The sequence below is a fragment of the Sulfitobacter sediminivivens genome, from assembly GCF_042611115.2.
Classification (GTDB): Bacteria; Pseudomonadota; Alphaproteobacteria; order Rhodobacterales; family Rhodobacteraceae; genus Sulfitobacter; species Sulfitobacter sediminivivens.
Map to the genome: position 1 here is coordinate 13,779 of NZ_JBHGAR020000027.1, position 20,646 is coordinate 34,424.

General features: G+C 53.1%; 17 protein-coding genes and 2 pseudogenes. 11 read left to right on the forward strand and 8 right to left on the reverse strand.

The window, feature by feature from the left end:
* Positions 1-4 precede the first annotated feature (4 nt).
* The 4 genes from ACEWL3_RS18450 to ACEWL3_RS18465 all read left to right on the forward strand — a co-directional run bounded on the left by ACEWL3_RS18450 (position 5) and on the right by ACEWL3_RS18465 (position 4,761).
* Positions 5-1,042, forward strand: coding sequence for an LLM class flavin-dependent oxidoreductase (locus ACEWL3_RS18450; RefSeq protein ID WP_386183532.1), 1,038 nt, complete (start codon positions 5-7; stop codon positions 1,040-1,042).
* 10 nt (positions 1,043-1,052) lie between these two features.
* On the forward strand, positions 1,053-2,519 hold the full coding sequence (locus tag ACEWL3_RS18455; protein WP_386183530.1) for an aldehyde dehydrogenase: 1,467 nt from the start codon (positions 1,053-1,055) through the stop codon (positions 2,517-2,519).
* 206 nt (positions 2,520-2,725) lie between these two features.
* Positions 2,726-4,126, forward strand: a complete 1,401-nt coding sequence (locus ACEWL3_RS18460; RefSeq protein ID WP_386183528.1) for a sensor histidine kinase — start codon at positions 2,726-2,728, stop codon at positions 4,124-4,126.
* Positions 4,123-4,761, forward strand: coding sequence for a response regulator (locus tag ACEWL3_RS18465; RefSeq protein WP_386183525.1), 639 nt, complete (start codon positions 4,123-4,125; stop codon positions 4,759-4,761). Before ACEWL3_RS18460 ends, ACEWL3_RS18465 begins: the two co-directional genes overlap by 4 nt.
* Here ACEWL3_RS18465 and ACEWL3_RS18470 read toward each other — a convergent pair whose 3' ends face one another.
* Both ACEWL3_RS18470 and ACEWL3_RS18475 read right to left on the reverse strand, forming a co-directional pair.
* Positions 4,762-5,241 carry a hypothetical protein gene (locus ACEWL3_RS18470; RefSeq protein ID WP_386183523.1) on the reverse strand — a complete coding sequence of 160 codons (480 nt, stop codon included), beginning with the start codon at positions 5,239-5,241 and terminating at the stop codon, positions 4,762-4,764. It lies immediately after the preceding gene.
* A 216-nt stretch (positions 5,242-5,457) separates the two neighbouring features.
* Positions 5,458-5,937 carry a c-type cytochrome gene (locus ACEWL3_RS18475; protein WP_386183520.1) on the reverse strand — a complete coding sequence of 160 codons (480 nt, stop codon included), beginning with the start codon at positions 5,935-5,937 and terminating at the stop codon, positions 5,458-5,460.
* Positions 5,938-6,038: 101 nt separating this feature from the next.
* On the opposite strand from ACEWL3_RS18475, the gene ACEWL3_RS18480 reads away from it, so the two are divergent.
* Positions 6,039-6,887 carry a LysR family transcriptional regulator gene (locus ACEWL3_RS18480; protein WP_114877890.1) on the forward strand — a complete coding sequence of 283 codons (849 nt, stop codon included), beginning with the start codon at positions 6,039-6,041 and terminating at the stop codon, positions 6,885-6,887.
* A gap of 150 nt (positions 6,888-7,037) precedes the next feature.
* Here the strand turns inward: ACEWL3_RS18480 and ACEWL3_RS18485 are convergent.
* The 3 genes and pseudogenes from ACEWL3_RS18485 to ACEWL3_RS18495 form a co-directional block, all read right to left on the reverse strand.
* Positions 7,038-8,611, reverse strand: a pseudogene (locus tag ACEWL3_RS18485) (inorganic phosphate transporter).
* A 104-nt stretch (positions 8,612-8,715) separates the two neighbouring features.
* On the reverse strand, positions 8,716-9,594 hold the full coding sequence (locus tag ACEWL3_RS18490) for a polyphosphate polymerase domain-containing protein (protein WP_386183517.1): 879 nt from the start codon (positions 9,592-9,594) through the stop codon (positions 8,716-8,718).
* 11 nt (positions 9,595-9,605) lie between these two features.
* Positions 9,606-10,187: a DUF4956 domain-containing protein gene (locus ACEWL3_RS18495; protein ID WP_386183515.1), complete on the reverse strand. Its 582-nt coding sequence runs from the start codon at positions 10,185-10,187 to the stop codon at positions 9,606-9,608.
* A gap of 276 nt (positions 10,188-10,463) precedes the next feature.
* Here ACEWL3_RS18495 and ACEWL3_RS18500 point away from each other — a divergent pair, with 276 nt between their 5' ends.
* Positions 10,464-11,108, forward strand: a complete 645-nt coding sequence (locus tag ACEWL3_RS18500) for a hypothetical protein (protein ID WP_386183513.1) — start codon at positions 10,464-10,466, stop codon at positions 11,106-11,108.
* 37 nt (positions 11,109-11,145) lie between these two features.
* Positions 11,146-11,811, forward strand: coding sequence for an ankyrin repeat domain-containing protein (locus ACEWL3_RS18505; RefSeq protein ID WP_435001371.1), 666 nt, complete (start codon positions 11,146-11,148; stop codon positions 11,809-11,811).
* Positions 11,812-12,049: 238 nt separating this feature from the next.
* Here the strand turns inward: ACEWL3_RS18505 and ACEWL3_RS18510 are convergent.
* Positions 12,050-13,213, reverse strand: a pseudogene (locus tag ACEWL3_RS18510) (IS3 family transposase).
* Positions 13,214-13,770: 557 nt separating this feature from the next.
* Between ACEWL3_RS18510 and ACEWL3_RS18515 the strand changes: the two are divergent.
* Together ACEWL3_RS18515 and ACEWL3_RS18520 are read left to right on the forward strand one after the other, a co-directional pair.
* Positions 13,771-14,133, forward strand: a complete 363-nt coding sequence (locus tag ACEWL3_RS18515) for a class I SAM-dependent methyltransferase (protein ID WP_386183507.1) — start codon at positions 13,771-13,773, stop codon at positions 14,131-14,133.
* 311 nt (positions 14,134-14,444) lie between these two features.
* On the forward strand, positions 14,445-16,124 hold the full coding sequence (locus ACEWL3_RS18520) for a PAS domain-containing sensor histidine kinase (RefSeq protein WP_386183505.1): 1,680 nt from the start codon (positions 14,445-14,447) through the stop codon (positions 16,122-16,124).
* 1,204 nt (positions 16,125-17,328) lie between these two features.
* On the opposite strand, the gene ACEWL3_RS18525 is transcribed toward ACEWL3_RS18520, so the two are convergent.
* The gene (locus tag ACEWL3_RS18525) at positions 17,329-17,475 is read right to left on the reverse strand and encodes a hypothetical protein (RefSeq protein ID WP_435001375.1); all 147 of its coding nucleotides are present in this window, start codon (positions 17,473-17,475) and stop codon (positions 17,329-17,331) included.
* A 604-nt stretch (positions 17,476-18,079) separates the two neighbouring features.
* Here ACEWL3_RS18525 and ACEWL3_RS18530 point away from each other — a divergent pair.
* Both ACEWL3_RS18530 and ACEWL3_RS18535 read left to right on the forward strand, forming a co-directional pair.
* Entirely contained in the window at positions 18,080-19,069 is a 990-nt protein-coding gene (locus ACEWL3_RS18530) for a response regulator (protein ID WP_386183502.1), read from the forward strand.
* Positions 19,045-19,425 carry an Hpt domain-containing protein gene (locus tag ACEWL3_RS18535; RefSeq protein ID WP_435001377.1) on the forward strand — a complete coding sequence of 127 codons (381 nt, stop codon included), beginning with the start codon at positions 19,045-19,047 and terminating at the stop codon, positions 19,423-19,425. The genes ACEWL3_RS18530 and ACEWL3_RS18535 overlap by 25 nt, the downstream gene beginning before the upstream one ends.
* 89 nt (positions 19,426-19,514) lie before the next feature.
* On the opposite strand, the gene ACEWL3_RS18540 is transcribed toward ACEWL3_RS18535, so the two are convergent.
* Positions 19,515-19,889: a response regulator gene (locus tag ACEWL3_RS18540; RefSeq protein WP_386183497.1), complete on the reverse strand. Its 375-nt coding sequence runs from the start codon at positions 19,887-19,889 to the stop codon at positions 19,515-19,517.
* Positions 19,890-20,646: the final 757 nt, after the last annotated feature.

Genomic DNA, 20,646 nt, shown 5'->3' on the forward strand with positions numbered 1-20,646 from the left:
TCACATGCGGTTTTCGCTTTTCGTTCACATGGAACGGTTGTCGCCGGAGCAGGATCAGAAACAGCTTTATGATGACTTCGTTGCTTTGGCCAAAATTGCCGACGCAGGTGGCATGCACGCAGTCTGGACCGGGGAACATCACGGAATGGATTTCACCATCGCGCCGAACCCCTTCCTCAACCTCATTGATCTGGCGCGGCAGACCAAAAACGTCCGCCTTGGGACAGGCACCGTGATCGCGCCGTTCTGGCATCCGATCCGGCTGGCAGGCGAGGCCGCGATGACTGACATGATCGTCAATGGCCGCCTCGATCTGGGGATCGCACGTGGTGCCTATAATTACGAATATGAACGCATGGTCCCCGGCATGGATGCCTGGGAAGCCGGTCAGCGGATGCGCGAATTGGTGCCTGCTGTGCAAGGGCTTTGGAAAGGCGATTACGCCCAGAACGGCACCTTTCATACGTTCCCCTCGACCACGTCGTCGCCCAAACCCAGCCAAGAAGCGGGGCCGCCCATCTGGATCGCGGCGCGTGATCCCAACAGCCACGAATTCGCCATTTCAAATGGATGCCATGTGCAGGTGACACCACTGTGGATGGGCGACGCTGAGATCATCAAATTGATGGATACATTCAACGCAGCCTGCGCAAAATTTCCCGATGTGCCGCGCCCCGAGATCATGTTGCTTAATCATACCTACATTGCTGCCGATGCGGCGGACGCCCAGCTGGCAGCAGAGGAAATCAACAGGTTTTATTGCTACTTTGGGGCGTGGTTCAAGAACGAACGCGCGGTGTCCCAAGGCGCAATTGAGGCTCTGACAGACGACGACATTGCAGCCCATCCTTTCTATTCAGCCGAGGCCATGCTGCGCGACAACGTAATTGCCATACCGCAAGACGCGATTGCGCGGATCAAGACTTACGAAGACCTCGGTTATGATGAATATTCGTTCTGGATCGACAGCGGTATGAGCTTTGAACGCAAAAAAGCATCGCTTGAGAGGTTCATCAAAGACGTCATGCCAGCTTTTGCCTGAAAGAGAGACCATGCAGCAATTCCAGCAATACATCGGCGGCACATTCAGCGACGGATCAGCCCGCTTTGAAAGCCGTGATCCTGCGACCGGACAGGTCTGGGCGATGATGCCCGAAGCGCGCGCCAAGGATGTAGAGCATGCTGTCGCAGCCGCGCGCGCGGCATTTCATGTTGCGGAATGGTCAGGCATGACCGCCTCCGGGCGCGGTAAACTGTTGATCCGGCTGGCCGATCTGATTGCTGAGAATGCCCAGACTCTGGCCCAGCTTGAAACTCGCGATACCGGCAAGATTATCCGCGAGACCTCGGCTCAGATAGCTTATGTCGCCGATTATTACCGCTATTATGCCGGTCTCGCTGACAAGATCGAAGGCGCGCACCTGCCCATCGACAAACCGGACATGGAGGTCTGGTTGCGCCGCGAACCCATCGGCGTTGTCGCCGCCATTGTACCGTGGAATTCGCAATTGTTTCTGTCCGCAGTCAAGATCGGTCCGGCATTGGCGGCGGGCTGCACTGTGGTGTTGAAAGCCTCAGAAGACGGCCCGGCACCGATGCTGGAATTCGCCCGGATTTTTGATCAGGCAGGATTCCCTGCGGGTGTTCTGAATGTGATCACCGGTTTTGGGGCCACGTGTGGTGCGGTCCTGACCAGTCATCCGCAGGTGGATCACGTGGCCTTTACCGGCGGCCCCGAAACGGCACGACAGGTTGTGCGCAATTCCGCAGAAAATCTGGCGTCCACCTCGCTGGAACTCGGCGGTAAGTCGCCTTTCATCGTTTTTGAGGACGCGGATATCGAAAGCGCCGTGAACGCGCAGGTTTCCGGTATTTTTGCGGCCTCCGGCCAAAGCTGCGTTGCCGGATCACGGCTGATCATCTCGAACACGATCAAAGACGCATTTTTGGCAAGGTTGAAGGAAAAAGCCGAAGCCATCGTGATTGGCCTGCCCGACGATATGGCGACCGAAGTGGGGCCCCTGTGCACCACAGGGCAACGTGACAACGCGGTTAAGCTGATTGAAAAATCTGTGGCGGCGGGTGCCCGCATTATCACCGGCGGGCGGGCATTGGATCGGGAGGGCATTTTCTTTCCACCCACGATCATTGATTGTTCCGATGCGCCGAATGCGCCGTGCCTTACCAATGAATTTTTTGGGCCGGTCCTATCCGTTCTGGGCTTTGACACGGAACAAGAGGCGTTGGATATCGCCAATGACACTGCCTTTGGTTTGGCATCCGGGGTGTTCACGCGAGATCTGGCGCGGGCGCACAGGATGATCCGGGGCATTCGTGCTGGCATCGTCTGGGTGAACACCTACCGCGCCGTCAGCCCGATCGTACCTTTTGGCGGTCATGGTCTTAGCGGACATGGACGCGAGGGCGGCTTGCGTGCCGCGCTTGATTATACCAAAACAAAAGCGGTCTGGCTGCGCACCAGCGACGATCCGATCCCTGATCCTTTCATCATGCGGTAAGTGCAGTTGGCAGCGGCAGCAAACGCACCGCATGACGGGGCTGAATTGTCGAATAGCCATGTCATTGGACTTCATTCGGCTCACCCCAATCAGCCCGCCAAAGCCTTGCGCAATAAGGACAACAGACAATTTCTGACCCATCTTCATTGATGGATTTCAGACCAAAGTCGGTGTGTTTGTCTGACATCCGATGCTAGACATTTTGTATGGAAAGATTCGCCGATGCGGTTCACTGGCGCGACCTCACCCTGCCGGGCCAGTTTCTATTGGCCGGTGCCATCGTGATGGTCGGCGCTATGATCTTTGTCGGCAACTGGATATCCCAGCGCATCGAGGATGCAGTTGTTCAGAACTCCGCAACGTCTGCCGCGCTGTTTATGGAAAGCTTTATCTCGCCGCTGAGCCAGGAACTGGCGGAAACCGATACGCTGTCGCCACCGGCAAGACAGGCATTGGAAGAAATATTTGACGGGACAGCCTTGGGCGAACGTGTGGTTTCGTATAAAATCTGGCTGGACGGAGGACGCATTGTCCATGCGTCTGATCCGGCACTCATCGGCCAGGAATTCGAACCCACCGACGCGCTGAAGCAGGCATGGAATGGCGAACTTGCCTCGACTTTTGAGGACCTCAACGATCTTGAAGACGAGGCCGAGGCCGAGTTGGGCGTGCCCCTGCTGGAGGTTTACAGCCCCATTCGGCAGGTCTGGACCGGCAAGGTCATTGCGGTGGCGGAATTCTATGAAAGCGCCGAACATCTGGCCGCCGATATCAGAAGCGCGCGCCAGACAAGCTGGCTGGTTGTGGGCGGGGCCTTTGTGGCCAGTGGGCTGTTGTTGTTCTGGATCGTTCAGGCGGGCGGCCATACCATCAGGCACCAGCGGCAGGCGCTCACTGAACAACTGGCCAAGACCGAAAAAATCTCAGCCCAGAATGCCAGTCTGCGACAAAGGGTTGTGGCGGCTTCTTCGCGCGCCACCGCTCAGACTGAACGGGCAATCCGCACGATTGGGTCCGATTTGCACGACGGGCCCGCACAGTACCTTTCGCTGGCTTCTTTGCGGTTGGACGGGGCACTTGATGGCCGGCGGTCCGCGTCCAAAGATGTCGTATTGGTCCGCGAGTCGCTGGACAAGGCGCTGGACGAATTGCGCATCATTTCAAGAGGGCTGGCGCTGCCTGACCTCGACAGTCTTGAGATCGGCGCATTGATTGACCGCGCGGTGAATGACCATCACCGGCAAACCGGGCTGGTGATCACTGTGGACATTTCTGTGAGGCCGGATCTGCCGCTAAACTATGCGCAAAAGCTCTGCGTGTTCCGTTTTCTGCAGGAAACGCTGTCCAATGTGAGCCGCCACGCCAAGGTCGACAAGGTGAGTGTCACCGCCTCATTCCACGACCAGTCACTGACGATTACTGTTGCCGATACCGGTCAGGGCTTTGATCCCGCACAATCGAGGCATCTGCGCTCGGATGGCGGTCAGGGTCTTTTTGGGCTTAGGGATCGCGCCGAGAGCATCGGCGGACAGTTTGTGATCAATGCGAGACCCGGCGCAGGCTCGACCCTTTCCCTCATCCTTCCTTTTGAGGAGATGTCCCAATGACGATCCGAATTATTCTCGCCGACGATCATCCGATTTTTCGCGATGGCCTTGTGCACAGCATAGAAGAAACCGGCGATTTTAAAGTTGTGGGTGTCGGTAGTTCCGCTGACGATGCCGTGGCATTGGCCGCTGAACATACCCCCGACATCGCGTTGCTGGACCTGTCCATGCCAGGGGGCGGCATTGCGGCGGCGGCACAAATCTCTCAATCGGGCACGGCCAGGGCTGTCGCGATGCTGACCGTGTCCGAAGACAGCGAGGACGTGACAGCGGCCATGCAGGCCGGCGCGACCGGGTATGTGCTCAAGGGTGTCTCGGCCACGGAACTGCGTAACATCCTGAAAAGGATCGCTGCGGGTGAAGCGCATGTGTCACCCGGTCTTGCAGCACAGATGTTGCGGATCATGCAGAACGGCAAACCTGCCGAGCGTCAGCCGATTGATGATCTGACCAAACGCGAAGAAGACATCCTCAAAGGGGTTGCAACTGGCAAAAGCAACAAGGAAATCGGGCTGGACCTGAGCATTCAGGAAAAGACCGTCAAACACTATATGACAATTATTCTCAGCAAGCTGCAGGCGCGCAACCGGGTCGAGGCGGCGCTGATCGCACAAAAGGCCTGGGCGGAGAAGTGACTAATGCCCGACCGCAGCACGCATGCGGTTCAGGTCCTTGGTCCGGGCCGGTCTGTCGGCGACTTTATGTCCTTGGGGATCCACCAGACTGTATCGCCCATTGAGAATTTTTTCGTCCCACCCGTTCTTGTAACGCAGATGCATATTGGCCGAAGGCCCTAGACGCTCCGCCGACCGGCGGCGATCCTTGTCATCTTTGTCATCACCATCCCGATCATCATCGTCGTCTTCATCATGACCGCTGTTGCTACTGCCGCTGCCACTGTTGCTACTGCCGCTTCCGCTGTTGCCACTGCCGCTGTTGCTACTGCCGCTGCCGCTGCTGCCGCTTCCTGACTCGGCAAAGGCATAAGAGACACCAAATGTCAGAACACCGTCGCTGGTCGACCAGATGATCCCCGGAAAGAGCACCAAAAGGAGCGATACCAAAACGGACCTTAGAAATTTTGACAGAAAATTACGCATATTCGAACCGGACATGTGAATGCAAAATCACGCTGCTGTAACGATAGCTCAGCAAGCGTGGTTTTGCATCAGACGTTGGTCCGGTCTTTTTTTCGCCCTGACAAAGATCAGGCGGACAGGTTCAGACGCGGCCTTCGGATATTGGGTCGGGTGCTGCTAGTTTGGCACATTCCGCCCCGCGCGGCCCAAGGACAAAACGCCTCAGGTATCCGGCGTCATTTGGTTTGTGGCTTAGTTGCTGGCCTGACGATACATCTTGTGGCATGCGCCACATGCCCCACCAAGCCCCTCCATTGCGGCCTTTAACGAATCAAGGTCGGTCGCGGCGGCGGTTTGCATCGCCAATGCTGCATCTGTAAGAGCCCCTGATTTGGCACCTACATCACTGCCATCAGCCCAGATCGCTGGCAGCGCCTTGGTGTTCTCAATACTTTCAGAATCGCTGCCCGGCAGCCAATAGCCCGACTGGGCCAGACCCGTCAAAGCCACAATGCTGTTTGCAGCAGCAGCGGCGGCCTCGGTATCATAGGGCACTTCTCCCTTTGCCATCCCGCCAAGGGTCGTAAGGTGGAATGAATAAAGCTGCATGTGAGACTGGCGCGCTTTGACCGCCGCAGCGATTTGTTTGTCGCTGATATGTCCATCTGCGCCTGCGACGGCACCAACGGACAGGGCCGCGACCGTAAGACAGGCTATAACTGACTTTCGCATTCTCGAACTCCTTGCTGAATTTTCAGATTCTGATTGCTCAAAGCGTAGCTGTTCGAAAATATGGTAACAGTGCGTAAAAATGCGCGAGTGGGTACTGATTCATGCACAACGAGAACTGGGACGATCTGCGATACATATTGACCGTTGCCGAAACCGGATCGGTCCTGCAAGCGGCCAAGCGGTTGGGCGTAAACCATGCGACAGTGCTGCGCCATGTTGCGGCATTTGAGGAACGCCACGGCACCGCTGTTTTTGAGCGGACGGCGCAGGGCTATCGGCTGTTGCCCGATCGCGCGCATGTCATACAGGCCGCCCAAAACGCTGAGGCCGCCATGCAAGAGGTCAGCCGCCTTGCTGGTGGTGGGCACCAGGCGATGACCGGGACCGTCAGGATCACGTCGACCGATACGCTCTGCGCGATGGTGCTTCCGGCTTTCGTCGCCCAGCTGTCGGCAGAAAATCAGCGCTTTTGCGTGACCTTGCTGAGCAGCAACACACATCTGGATCTGATCCGTGAACAAGCGCATATCGTGGTGCGTCCATCGGTAAACCTTGCCGAGGATCTAGCCGGCACTGCCGTGGCAAAGCTGGGATTTGCGGCCTATGCCGTGAATGAACGGGCGCAAAAATGGCACGGCCTTGCCGGGCCATTGTCCCGTTCGGTCGCGGCAAAATGGATTGCCGAGGAAATTCCCACCGATCAGCTTACAACAGCATGTGACAGTTTTCTGACGCTACGCGAGCTGGCCGTGCTGGATGGTGGCATTGCTGTGCTTCCTTGTTTTCTGGGCGACAACGAGCAACGGCTGATCAAGCTCGACAACGCGATGCCCCATTTGACCGTGCCGATCTGGGTTGCCCATCATGTCGATACGATTGAGACGCCGCAGCTAAAGGCGGTGCGCAACCGGCTGATAGACTACTTTTCAAATCAGCAGGCTTTTTTCTGAGGACATCTTCAGTACGCGGATAAGCATGGCAATGATCACCATCAGATCGCTTGCAGGCTCCATTGGTCAAAATCCGCTGATCCCGTGAAGCCGCCTTCGCTGCGTTTCGTGAACTGAACGTCCCGGCCGCACCGGCGTTTCCGCACCGTTCTAGGGGATCATGTAGCCGCGAATGGTAAAGTAGAACAAGGCAGCCATGGTGCCTGACGCCGGAACAGTGATAAGCCATGCCGCCACAATTCTGATCACCAGTGATCGTTTGACCAGCTCTTTCTTATAGACAGCGGAAATGTTCTTTCGATCTTTCTTTGCCAGATGCAGACGCGCATTGCCGTTGCTGCGCATGTGCTTGATCATCTTTCCCTGATCCACAAAGGCGGACGATTTGAATGTGGTTAGAAACCTTTGAACTGCCTGAGGGTCCTCGCCCTTGATCCGCTCGCCGATCTCTGATGCAATCCGGGAGCGGTTTGCATCAAGGTATTCCCGCAAGAACCCAACGCCAAACACTCCACCAACAGCAATATGCGTCGAACTGACCGGCAAGCCGGTTGGGAGCCGATGATCACTGTAACCGCTGCCGCAAGCGCCACGCAAAAGGCGCGTGTCTTGTCCAGATGGGTAATCTCTGAGCCCACGGTCCGAATCAGTTTTGGCCCGTAAAGGGCGAGACCCACAGCAATCCCAAGCGCGCCAATGCCCATCACCTAAAGGGGAATAGACGCCTTGGCTGAGACCGCGCCATTGGCCAAAGCATCGTTGATCGCAGCAAGAAGTCCAACCGCGTTGGCGACGTCATTGGCACCATGCGCAAAACTCAAAAGCGCTGCGGCTAATATCAGAGGTCCAGTAAAAAGGTCGTTGTTGCTTTGGCATTCGTTCGGGAGTGCCTTTGAACGTTGCGCTATCCGGGGCCTGACCCACCAAAAAATCGCTACGGCGACCACGAGGCCAATGAGAGTTGCGGTTGGGAAGTCGAGCGGGATTACCTTCTTAAGACCTTTCAAGGCCAGATACGTGGAAAATGCCCATGCCATCGCAGCCAGCAGATATGGCACACAGCGCCGTGCCGCACCTAGTATGTCCCTTTGGTCCACGATCAGCTTTGTGATCGCGAAAAGCAAAAGCGCCGCGATCGACCCGCCCATGACCGGGGAAATAACCCAGCTGGCAGCGATTTTCAGCATGACAGCCCAATTTACAACATACCAACCCCCCGCCGCTATCCCTGCCCCAAGAACGCCGCCAACAATCGAATGGGTGGTCGAAACCGGGGCCCGAAGATACGTCGCGATGTTCAGCCAAACCGCCCCGGCAAAAAGCGCCGCCAGCATCAGCCAGACAAATTTTGCTTCATCCCCGATAAATTCAGGGTCGATGATGTCACTCTTGACGGTGCCAACCACGTCGCCACCTGCAATGAGCGCGCCACCCAGCTCGAACACCGCCGCCAGGACGATTGCAGTGCCCATCGCCATCGCCCCGGAGCCCACTGTCGGCCCGACATTGTTCGCAATGTCATTTGCGCCGATGTTCATTGCCATATTGCCACCGACAATGGCCGCGATCACTAAAAAGGATCCCTCCTGGACAGACGCCCCCACATACATGTTCATGCCAACCATAATGAAGAGCAGGAAAGCCCCGGCGATCGCGATGCGGACAAAAGATTTTGACCCTGTTCGAAAAGGGCCCGCTGGAACTTCCATCATCTGGTCAGACATCGTTCTTCCTCTCAATTTGTGCTTTGCACTGGCCAGCACATCGCATGGCTCACACCGAAATCAGGCTTGGCGGTGACCCACGTCTTGTAGATGATGACGTCGGTTCAGGCGGCACTTCTTGAGCGCGCGATGTCGCGATCCGCAACATTCAGGCGCAGATCCGGGCGGATATCTGACCATCCCCCACGGGTTCGCCCAGCGTCAATCAAGCCAAGTTTGCGCATTGTCGGCAGAAATCTGTTGTAGCGTTTCACTTCTCCCATCGCTGCCATGCCGATGCAGTATTTCGAGCATTTCTTGGTCGGCCTTTGATGAGCGCGGCGCAGCTCAATGTCTGCGTATCCGCGCCCAAGTGCCGACTTCGCTTCGACAATGAAGACATCCGTTCCCAAAGACATGGTGCCATTATCGGTGCGAAAGCGCAGATCGGTGTCGATAGTCATTCTTTCGCCGCCATTTTTTGCGACCAGCGTGATCCGCTTGTAGCGGATGTCCAGCGCCGCTTGCAGCTTGTAGTCAAACGGCTTTCCGTACTGCCCGAAATAGATGTCTTTTGCGAAACGCATGGCGTCATCTGACAGGTGCTCGACCAATCCTGCATCGTGCGGAAGGCGGTATTTCTCGGTCATCCCGCGCTTGCCCTTCACCTTGACTTCAAGAAAGCTGAGACCGGCATCGGCATACCGGCGAACACGCACCTTGAACCCTTTGCGCATGCCCTGATGGTGCTCAAAATAGGCGCTCCGCTGGGCGTCGTCGAAGTAACGGGTGTCATAAGTGAAAGCACGCTGTTGATTGATATCGAGAATGTTGAATTCATGCCGCAGCGCCGGAACCAGACGTTGCAGAGCCACGCGCGGAACAACGTATTTGTTGTCAATCCGGCACAGCATTTCAGCAGTCTCGTTCAGTTCATCCAATGAGATCGGTGAAAAGTCGCTGGTCAGCCAGTCAATGTCGATGTTGGGCTCATGGATGGACATGCTAAGGCTCCTCATGCGCGGAAAAAGACGTTGATACGGGCTAGATCGTTGACGTAGTTCAGTTCAATCACCTGAAAGGTCATCACTTCGACACCAAGGCGTTCAGAGAGGTCAACACGCATCTTTTCAGTGTCGGACAACACATGGGCTTCGATGTTGTCGAGCGTTAGTTTTGCGCTGCTGACCGAATGCAGCATCCGTGGGTGATCCAACAGCCAGGCACCAATCAACACGAACACGACGATCACCAGCACGAACAGCAGCCCGGTCCCCTGAACCGAACAAATGACCGCGAGGGCAATCGCGCCAAAGAAATACGAAATCTCGGTTTTTGATATCTGCTCTGAGCGCAGACTGAACAGCGCCAGAATGGCAAACAATCCAAACCCTGCCGCGATGCTGAATTCCACGCTGGACAGGATGGTCAGCACAGCAAACGCAAAGATGTTGAACATCGACGCCGTGGTCGCCAGTTCCTTGTCGCGATACCGGCGGTAGAACATGCCAAACATAAGCAAGACATTCGCGACGGTATTGATCGCAAATCGCGCCGTCAGCTCCCAGATCGGATCGCTCCAGTTGATCGTTTCCATTCACGTGTTCCTCTTTGTTCGTGGCGTTGCGCACGCAGGTCGCGTCACAATTCAGTTACATTTCTGGCATGTGGTTGTTGTGGGCGAAGCCAACTTGGGTCGGGCTGAGTTTCAGACCAAAGGCCGAAAAAAGCTCAGACCTAATGTCAAAGACATGCGATGGCGCGCGTATGAGAATGTGCGTGTCAGTTGACGCGGTGATCGAACGCTCACGATAGATTTTCTTGACGGGCATTCGTCAGGCGCAGAGGATCAGAACATAAAAGGGAGGTTATTATGGCTATGAAGAAGATTTCGGCTCTTGCCGCTGTTGCGATTTTTGCGGGTGCGTTTTCTGCGACTGCTCAGGATCAGCCAATGGGATTTTTCGTCACGAGCAAGGGGATGGGCAACGGCGCAAACCTTGGTGGTCTGGACGGTGCCGATGCGTATTGCACCGCATTGGCCGAAGCCGCGGGCACGACCGGGCGCACCTGGCGGGCCTATCTGAGCACCCAAGAGGAAGGCAAACGCGGGATTTCAGCGCGCTATCGCATCGGGTCTGGCCCCTGGTACAACGCCAATGGCGAACTTGTGGCTGTCGATCTTGACGATCTGCACCTCACGCCGAACATCCTCAAACGCACCGCTGTTGATGAAAACGGGAACCAGGTTAAAGGGGTTGGCGACCAACCCAATGAGCATGACATTCTGACCGGATCAATGGCGGACGGTATGGCCTATTTTCCGCGTGACACAGATGATCATACCTGCAGCAACTGGACCAGTTCAGGCGAAGGAAGCGCGCAGGTCGGGCACCATGATCGCCACGGCGGCGGAAATACCTCATGGAATTCGGCACATGGGTCGCGCGGCTGCAGTCAGGAAAATCTGGTAAGCACGGGTGGCGCAGGGCTTTTGTATTGCTTTGCCGCCGATTGATCCGGTGATGAAGGTGGCCAGAATTGTAAGTACACGCGTGACTGTCCTGATCGCGTTGCTTTTGCTTTGCACACTGGGCGCGCCTCTAAGCGCCCAGATTGCCCCGTCGCCCAGCGAAATTGACGCCTACACCGGGTTGCACCGCGCAGCGCAGTCTGGCGATCTTGCTGCGGTAATCGAACTGACGGACAATAACGCCCCAATGGAGGCACAGGACAGCCGGGGCCGTACGGCGCTTCATGTCGCGGCATTTGCGTCTCATGAGGATATTGTCAGGGCGCTGGCCGATGCGGGCGCTGACGTAAACGCGTTTGAGCATCAGGCCTATGACATCGTCACGATAGCTGCGGTCGCAGATGATCTCGAGATGCTTGACGCCGCACTTGACGTTGGAACCAGCCCCGGCAACATCACAAGTCCCTACATTGGCACAGCACTGATCGCTGCGGCACACCTTGGCCACCACGAGGTTGTTGAGCGGCTGATTGCAGCAGGTGCGCCGCTGGATCACGTCAACAATCTGGGCTGGACTGCAATGATCGAAGCCGTGATCTTAGGGGATGGCGGCTCAGACCACGTCAAATGTCTAAAAGCATTGCTGAATGCCGGCGCTGACAAAACCATCGCTGACCGCCAAGGTGACACACCATTGGACCACGCAAAACAGCGCGGGTTTACGGACATGATCGCATTGCTGGAATAGTCCAAGCCCATTGTCCGATCGTCACCACTACTCCCGTCAGAGTGACACAATCACCCGACGGGATTGAAGAGGATGCCCATGGGGTCATCATGATCGACGGGCGCGGTCTTCTTTTGGCCGCATCAAACCAATCGGGCCCCAGGCAGCCGAATGCGGTTGGTCAATAAAAAGTGTTACGTGCAGTGGGAGCAACTTAGAAATGGACCTGTCGCGCTTTTGTGGTGCCCCAAGTTCTCGTTCAAGCCACCTTTCGGTCGGAAGCGACGGGGCTTTTCCAACCTAATGCTGAGTGACGGCGGCGCGGGTTGTAGAAGCTGTTGATGTATTCGAAGATCGCCATCTCAGCTTGCCGCCTTGTTTCCCATGCCCGTTGCCAGATCAGCTCTGCCTTGATGGTTTTGAAGAAGGTTTCAACGGCGGTGTTGTCATAGCAATTGCCTTTGCCACTCAATGATACCTTGAACCCGTTCTGGCGTAGCTGTTTCTGATAATCGCAAGAACAATATTGCGATCCACGATCCGTGTGGTGGATGCAGCCTTTCGCCAGAGATTGGAACGCGATTGCCATGTTCAGGACCCTGATCGCCAGGTCGCGTTTCATGCGATTGCTGACTGCCCGACCGATCACACGGCGAGAATTGAGGTCGAGGATCACAGCCATATAAAACCATCCTTCTCGTGTCCACACATAGCTGATATCCCTTGCCCGGCAGGGTATTGCGCCGCAATGTCCCGAGAAGGACCCGCCCATTTCTGGTTTAGCTGATCCGCAGTGAAGTCAGGATCCAGCAGGTTTGGTGCAATATTGAACTTATGATTGCTGTCTATCGTCGCCTTGTATTTTCGGGTTCTGACAACAGATACGCCATTCTGGCGCATCAATCTGCCAATGCGACGGTGCCCAACGTCAAGGCCGAGCTCTTTCAATTCCTCCGTCATGCGCGGCCTGCGTAACTGCCCAGGCTCAGACGGGATTTTTCCTTGAAGTGCGCAAGTGTTACCAGATCAGACCGCTGTCTGTGGCTGGCCGGACGACTGTGGTATGCCCGTAACCCGCGTGGACTGACACCAACGACGCAGCATAGAAGGTTGGTTGGAAAGCTGGCCCTTTGGTCTTCGATAAACCTAAACTTCATTGCTTTGTGCCCGCGAAGAACTGGGTGGCCTTTTTCAAGATTTCCCTCTCCTCCTTGAGGAACCGGATCTCGCGCCGAAGTCAATTGTTCTCTTTCGCAAGGTCCAAACCCTCTTGCGACACCACATCCATATCCCGATGCACTGTGATCCATTTGTTCAGCGTCGGCATGCCAACGCCCAGATCATCAGCCACCTGCCTACGCGTTAGCCCACTGGTCAACGCAATCCGCACCGCATCCTTGCGGAATTCCTCTGTCCGTTTCAGTCACATCGTTCCTCTCCTTTGCTGCCGTAAATGTTATCAAAGGAGCGGCATCGAAGAGTGACAGGCCCACATCCAGTTCGTTCGGTTTGGCGGTAGAATAGCGCAGACATAGCTAAGCTCCCATTTGGCTCGTTAACCATTTATTAACTTGTCGACGGTATCCGAAATTCAGAATGGTGGGGTAAAGAGTTAATGAGGAAGAGGCAGTGCTGATCGAAGCTCTCTTAGAATACATCCAACGCAATGTTATGACAGACAAGGCTCGGGATGCACTCAACATGATAGATCAGCGGAAGCTGGAGGCTCAATTGAAATGATGTCTTGTGGTCGCCAGCCAATCGTCCGGCTAAATGCTTTGGTACGGAAGCGAAGCATTGAAGGTGGCATCTTCTTGCAATCTGACCCAGCGCCTTCAATAGAGCAAGGAACAGGTCCAATTGTGATGGATGACGTGCGTCGTCTCCTCCGGGCGAACTTTTTTAAGGGAGCGGAGGGCCATTCTTGCGGCGCAGATGCAACTTTGTCGTCTTGGGTGCGAAGGAGGTAAACCTGATGGTGTGATTGGACCGAGCAGTCGTGCAGCTTTAAATAAATTGGCCGACGCTACGGTATTTGTCTTACAAGCTGTCGATTTTCGATTTCAGCTGTTCCTGAGAAAAATCGGCGACCAGATCGGCCCAATTTGTCGATATGTCCCTATGGTATCACAATTTGGAATGATGTTCTTTCAGGACCAACCAAAAGCTGTCAGTGAAATGTATCGGGTTACGAAGCCGGGCGCCGAATTGGCGGTTGCGGTCTGGCACTCTTTTTACGGCAATCCTGCGTACAAAGACATCGTGTCGGTACGGGAGCCGAATGTTTCGCCAGATGCGGCAAACACTGTAAGGATGCCTTTCTGTTTGGACAATCCGCTATAGGCGACCCAGCTTTTTCACAAGCATGTATAGACGACGTTGCATTCGACATAAAGCGTGAACAGGCAGAGTTTCCAAACGCCAGGACCGTATTGGAAGTCGAGTTGTGCTGCTATTGCGATATCGTCAATTGTGACCGTGTGCCTTTTCGCACCAATCGACCGAAAGGACCCAATTGGATCAATTTAAGCCAAAATTCTGCCAGATTTTGGAAATAGTTCTTGCCGAGGAAACAATCCCGGCGGCCGCATTTGCAATGCGTGCATTGGAGCAAAGCAGTGATAAAAGCACGAAAAGTAAGGAAAATCTTACCAATGACTTCAGATCACTACAGATTGGCCGCTATTTCCTGCGTGGTCGTCATCGTTACGCTGTTCCTCTCAACAAACGGTTTTGGCGGGATTTTTTCCGGCGTGAATCTGGCTAATGCATCGATCTACTTTCTCTTGATCGTGGTACTTGGGCTGGCCGTAATGAGGCGTAACCAGATTCTTAAGCTACAAGCCGAAATTGTGAGAAAGCAAGGGCAGGAAATCGAACTCACGCACGCTGCTCTGAATGCACATGCGATGGTCTGTTTAACAGACGCCGATGGGATCATCACCTCAGTGAATGAAAATTTTGCACAGAAATATGGTTTCAATCGGTCCGATTTAGCTGGAACTTCAATAAGTCGAGTCTATCGAGAAGGAATGGACGATCCCGTTTTTAACGAAATTGGTGAAACGTTGAAAAGAGGCAAAATTTGGACTGGAGAAAACGAGGAGATCGCTTCAGACGGTTCGAAACTATTCATGCACTGCACAGTCGTCCCCATGATTGACCATCAAGGCCACCACACGCGCACAGTTGCCATTCGCACGGACAATTCAGAACATCATAGGGCGGAGAAAGCCCGCTTTTTGAAAGATCTTTTGGACCACTTGCAGGACGAGGTCTATATCTTCGACGCCCAATCTTTGAAAATGGTTTACGCCAACCTTAACGCAATCTCGAAAAGCGGCTGGGAAGGCTCTGATCTGCAACAAAAAACCATAATTGATGCGGACCGAAAGATGGATGAAAGCTCGTTCCGAAGCCACGTTTTGCCGCTAATCAACGGCGAAAAAACAGTGGTCAGTATCGATGTTAAACGCGGCGAGCTGTTGGGCGAGATAAGTACTCGTTTATATACCGGGGACGATGGCCAAACGCTCTTCGTTTCAGTCTTGCGTGACAACACCGAACGCAGGCAAATGGAACAAGCCAGGATGGAATCCGTCTCAGTCGTGAGCCACGAATTGAGGACTCCCCTTACGTCAATCAAGGGGGCCCTTCGGTTGCTCAATTCTGGCGCACTGGGGAACTTTGATGACCGGTCCGAATCAATTCTGGAAATAGCAGCCCGAAACACAGAAAGACTGCTGCTCGTTGTCGACGGTATTCTCGATCTGGAAAAAATGCGCGTAGGAAAGATGGAATTCAATAAAGCCAGCGTAGATTTGGTGAGCTTTATTGAGGACGTTGTCGCGATGAACAAGGGTTACGGTGATGAGCACAATGTGAAAATTGAGTTTCGTAGCGATCTGAAGACCGCCTTTGCAGATATTGCTGCCGAGCGAATGATTCAGGTCCTGTCAAATCTTCTATCGAATGCAATAAAACATTCCCATAGCGAAGGAACAGTGCGCGTTGAACTTTCTAACGAAAATAATTTTTGGAGAGTTTCCGTTAGCGACGATGGACCTGGCATCCCCGAAGTCGACCGAAATGCCGTCTTTGAAAGCTTCTCGCAGCTTGTGAGCCACGACGGAAAAAAACGGAAGGGCACAGGTTTAGGGCTCGCGATTTCGCAAAAGATTGTTAACGCGCATGATGGGATTATTGACTACACTAGTGAGGTAGGAAAAGGTGCGACGTTCTTTGTCAATCTGCCAATTCCACCTAGTACGAACGTATTGGAAAAGACAACATACGCAATGAATGCAGACCGTGGGGTAGCAGGCGTTTCTTAGTGATAAGAGTCCGCAATTGATTTTTGGTGCCTCCCTTGATGATGAGCGCCTTTTGCGCGTCCGTGAGCTCCGATGCTTTCATGCATTTCCGCTCATCTCTCATCCAAGGAAGATTTAGCAGTTAACTCTAACCACTAACGAGGACGTTTTTAGGGATCTCATCAGGTACTCCAGAAGGAGCGGTTCTGAGTGATTGAATTTTTGTCTAACGTCGCTCTAAGGAGCCTGAGAACCTTTGGTCGCAAGTCTTCGTGCTCTCTCACGCAGTCAAGCATGTACTGCCATGGGAGGGATCGTTACCACCGTTATTAACCATGTATAATGGCATGAAGAGCGCCACTACATCTGCTAGTGCCGCCGAGATGCAATCAATCGATAGATTTGGCTCTTCATACTTTCTTTCTATTGTGAAAGATCCGCAATGGTTTGATTTAGCTTTTGATTGAAGCCTTGAACAATCATTGATGTCGGAATTGAGCCTGGTCTGATCAGTTGGGGGGCGGTGTCGGGCAACGCTCCAGGCAATGGAACTGGTGTCCTTCCATTCAATTCCTCCACCCCGGTTATCCAAATTGTAAAGCAGCGACGCAAAAACACTGGGTACCTCATAATGGACGGTTGTCCAGAATTCGGTGCTTTCCTGATCCGACGAAAACCCGCCTACGGATAGGCCATACTTCACTTGTTTAGGTGAAAATTCTACGAATATCTTCGGGCGTGGATTTGATTTTTTGGGCCACTCCAAGAACCGAATTTCCAACCATAGTCGTCGTGGCCTGAATCGAACGCTCATCGGAGACGATACGCATGGCAATGCACGGTAGCCGACAGCACCAATCGGAGATAGGAGATCCGTCAGTCGTTCTCCAAGTCGGCTTAATGTATTGCAAGCTTGCCTAATCGCGAGACGGTCCACTGGCTGCTGTTCCGTCGCGCTCCCGTCTTGTTGGTTCCACAACCTGTCAATCAACATAAAATCAACATGGCGACCACTCATTCTGGGACCCATATGATCTAAGGTCATTTCCATGTTCAAGCTCTTTCACCGCGTGGCAGCACAGAGCATCAATTTGGAATCAGGCTTTTCTGAGGCACATTCGTAGCAAAACTGAGACGTCTATTCGGTAACTTCATGTGATATTGCGAGCAGAATCCGCCTCTGCTGGATTTTCGCTGATAACACCGCAATGTGATGCCTGCCATATCAACCTTTACCGTAGACGCCGCGCCACGTACCTAACGGCGCGATAAAAAAATTGGCCATCCTGCCGTGGTGATTGCTTATCTGTCGGTTGTTGCTCTGATCTGTTCGCTGTTTTTCTTGATTGAAATTGGTGATAAAAAATGCCATTCGGGTTTGAGGGTTTTCTTGATAATTCTAGAGTTTTTGACGCTAATAAGCCCATAGAATAAACATGAACTGGGTTTAAGTATCGGCCGCCTTTTGCGAACTGAACAGATCCGCGACGATGATGTCCAAGCCCAAAATGGTAATATCCAAGATGGGAATTTCAATGCTCACTGGTCTATGACCTTTGGAGATACGTCAGAAAAGCGGTGGCTTTGGCACACGCGTGAAGGCGTCCAAAAGGGCCCCGGAAGAGTTTCAATCTTTACAGATAGAGACTTGAACTTCTCTCCGACACGCCTGGCCAAAAGATATTCTACGACTACGATCTGCCATTTAACAAGGAAATGTCTTTACATGTCGAGACAACAGGACTGTGTTCTACCGTCCCCATTTTCAATGGCAGACCGCTGTCGTGCTAGGTTAGTTCAATGCTTCAAAACATCTCGCAGCTTTTGGCTCCCTTTGGTTGGCACAAAAATCAACGTTTTTTGGAGAATATTGCGGATTGCCCCAATTTAGCCACTTTTCCCCTTCAGGTTGATACTGGGCATCTCTGCACCCGCCTCAACAATGTAGACCGAATGGTTAGAAGTACGGAGCAAACATGAGAATTCTGGCAGTTGATGACGACCCTATCATACTTGAACTATTGGCACAGTTTGCCATCACTGTAGGTAATCATGAGCTTGAAACGGCATTGTCGGGTGCTGAAGCACTGGAAATTGCTAATTCAGCCGGAAGTGATCCCTTTGACTGTTTCCTCTTTGACATTCAGATGCCTGAAATGGACGGCATTCAGCTTACTCAAACCATCCGCCGTTCACCTCGCTACGCCGATACGCCGATCCTGATGCTGACGGCGATGTCGGACAAACGTCACGTTGATGCAGCGTTTTCTGCCGGTGCGACTGACTATGTGACGAAACCATTTGAAGTGTTGGAGCTCAAGGCGCGGCTTGGTTTGGTAGAGAATTTGGTTCAGGCGCGCCAATCACGGACAAAGAAGGTCTTTGCTACTCAAGGCATCTCTGCGACTTCGCAACCTTACGTTCCAGCAGGCCGTTTGGAGATTTTTGAACCGATTTCGATCTACGATGTAGACAATGTAATTGAAATTGTGGCGTTAGAAAATTACGTGGCGCAACTTTCGCGAAGTACACTTTTTGGATCTACAGCCTTTGCATTCACAATCCGTAAGGTCGAAGAGCACCATCAGACCATGTCGGCTTTTGAGTTTCACGGCTTGGTGTCCGACGTTGCTGAAGTGATTTCTGATACTCTTGCGGGTCGACAGTTCCTGATGTCTTATGCTGGTAGCGGAACATTTGTCTGCGTCACAGAAAGCGGATGGCGTCCTGATATGTCGGCTTTGATGGACGCGGTGAACCTTTCGCTGTCGCGAACTGAGTTGTATGGCAAGGGAGGTCAGAAATTGCATGTGCGGGTCAGTGCGGGCGAGGCTATTAGGCTAGTTTGGAAATCGGGGAGTTCTTTGATGGAAGCTCTCGCTGCGGCCCATGTATCTGCGGAAACAGCAAGTACATCACATGAAAGGGGATTGAAGGATTTATGGATGGTAGAGCAGCGGGCGTGAAAGACATATTTGGAGCGCTTCCTGGTATTGAAACCGTCAGAACTCGATTTCTGGTGCTTCTTAAGGAACGCCAAAGTTCTATTGCACATCACGCGGTGACTGCTTGGAATAGTACAGATCCGAAAGAAGTGCGTAATAACTTAGAGTCGGCGCAGAATATCCTGCATAAGATTTCCGGCACGGCTGGATCGCTTGGGTTTGCTCCGCTTGGCTGTGCTGCCCGTGATTGTGAGAACGGCATAATTGACCATATTGAAAGCATAAATGGGAATATGGCGGCATTTCCTCAGGAAATAATAACCCGGTTAGATAAATTCATCTCCTTGAGCCAGTCAGTGCTGAATTCAAAAGAATAGTTATCAGCTCGAATACCCTAAATTACGATGGATTTAATCAAAGATTAGCTCTGAAATTACAAACAGTATTGCTTTCAGCATCTATGATATCAGACGGATTTCTGCATGGCCTGCTTGATCAGCTCAGGCAATGCCATCGGATCAAACGGTTTGCTGATCACATCGGCGGCACCGGTCCGCATTAACTCTTCAATCTCCGAATGTTGCGCGCGAGCGGTCATAAAGATCGCGGGTACTTTGGCAAGGGTTGGTTTTTCTCGCATCTTGTCCAGAGTTTGGCGACCGTTCAATCCCGGCATCATCATGTCCAGTAGGAATACATCGGGAGTGTAGGATTCCACTTGCGCCAACGCCTCTTCACCGGAGCTACATTGGAGTACCTCAAATTCACCTGACAGTTCCAGTGCCATCAGGGCTATCTCCCGAATGTCTGGGTCGTCCTCTACGTGCAACAACTTGATCATGTCGGTCCTTTCGGTCAGGTGGTGAATTTGTCAGGCGCGCTATCGAAGGCGATGTTGTAAGGTGATTTTCAAGGAGGGCTGAAGTAGAGTTTTGTAGCATTTCCTTCGTTGATTTATCAACCAATTTCACCGCCCAATTTCTCAGCATTTGCCTTGTAAATAATCGGGTTTGGCCCTGTATCACCTATGCTTTCGACGCCAGAACTAGCCATGTCAGCGAAACTTTCAACAGTTTGATGTTGTTCCTACTGCGGAATGCCAAGACCTTCGGGCACGATACCGCCCAACAGATAACCCGGAATACACAAAATATTTCGCGATCTGACTGTTCCCAAGAAAAGTATACTTTTGAAATATCGGATCAAGGGCCGCGCTATCAATCGTTATGAGGGTGCATGAAATCGATGAACTGCCAATGCGGTAATCCCCCGTTTTTTTTGGGGGGGGGGGGCGTCAGTAGTTTCCACCTATTCGTATTGCACGCATTTTTACAAACTGTCCAATTTTGCCGGAACAGTTCAAGGTGCAGTTTTCTAGGGTAATGCTCAGAACCTAGAAAGTATTAATTGAAAAACCAACTACAGGTTGCACAACCAAAAGTAGCCATATAGCTTGATCTTTGCAATCCAAAGAATGGGGTTCAATACTAGGGGGGGCAAGTCTATGAGCTTTCAGCTAAATCCTGCGATCCGCATGACGAGTGATGACCTGACGCTGGCGTTTGCCACGCTGAAGGCATGGGCAGCAACAGCCAGCA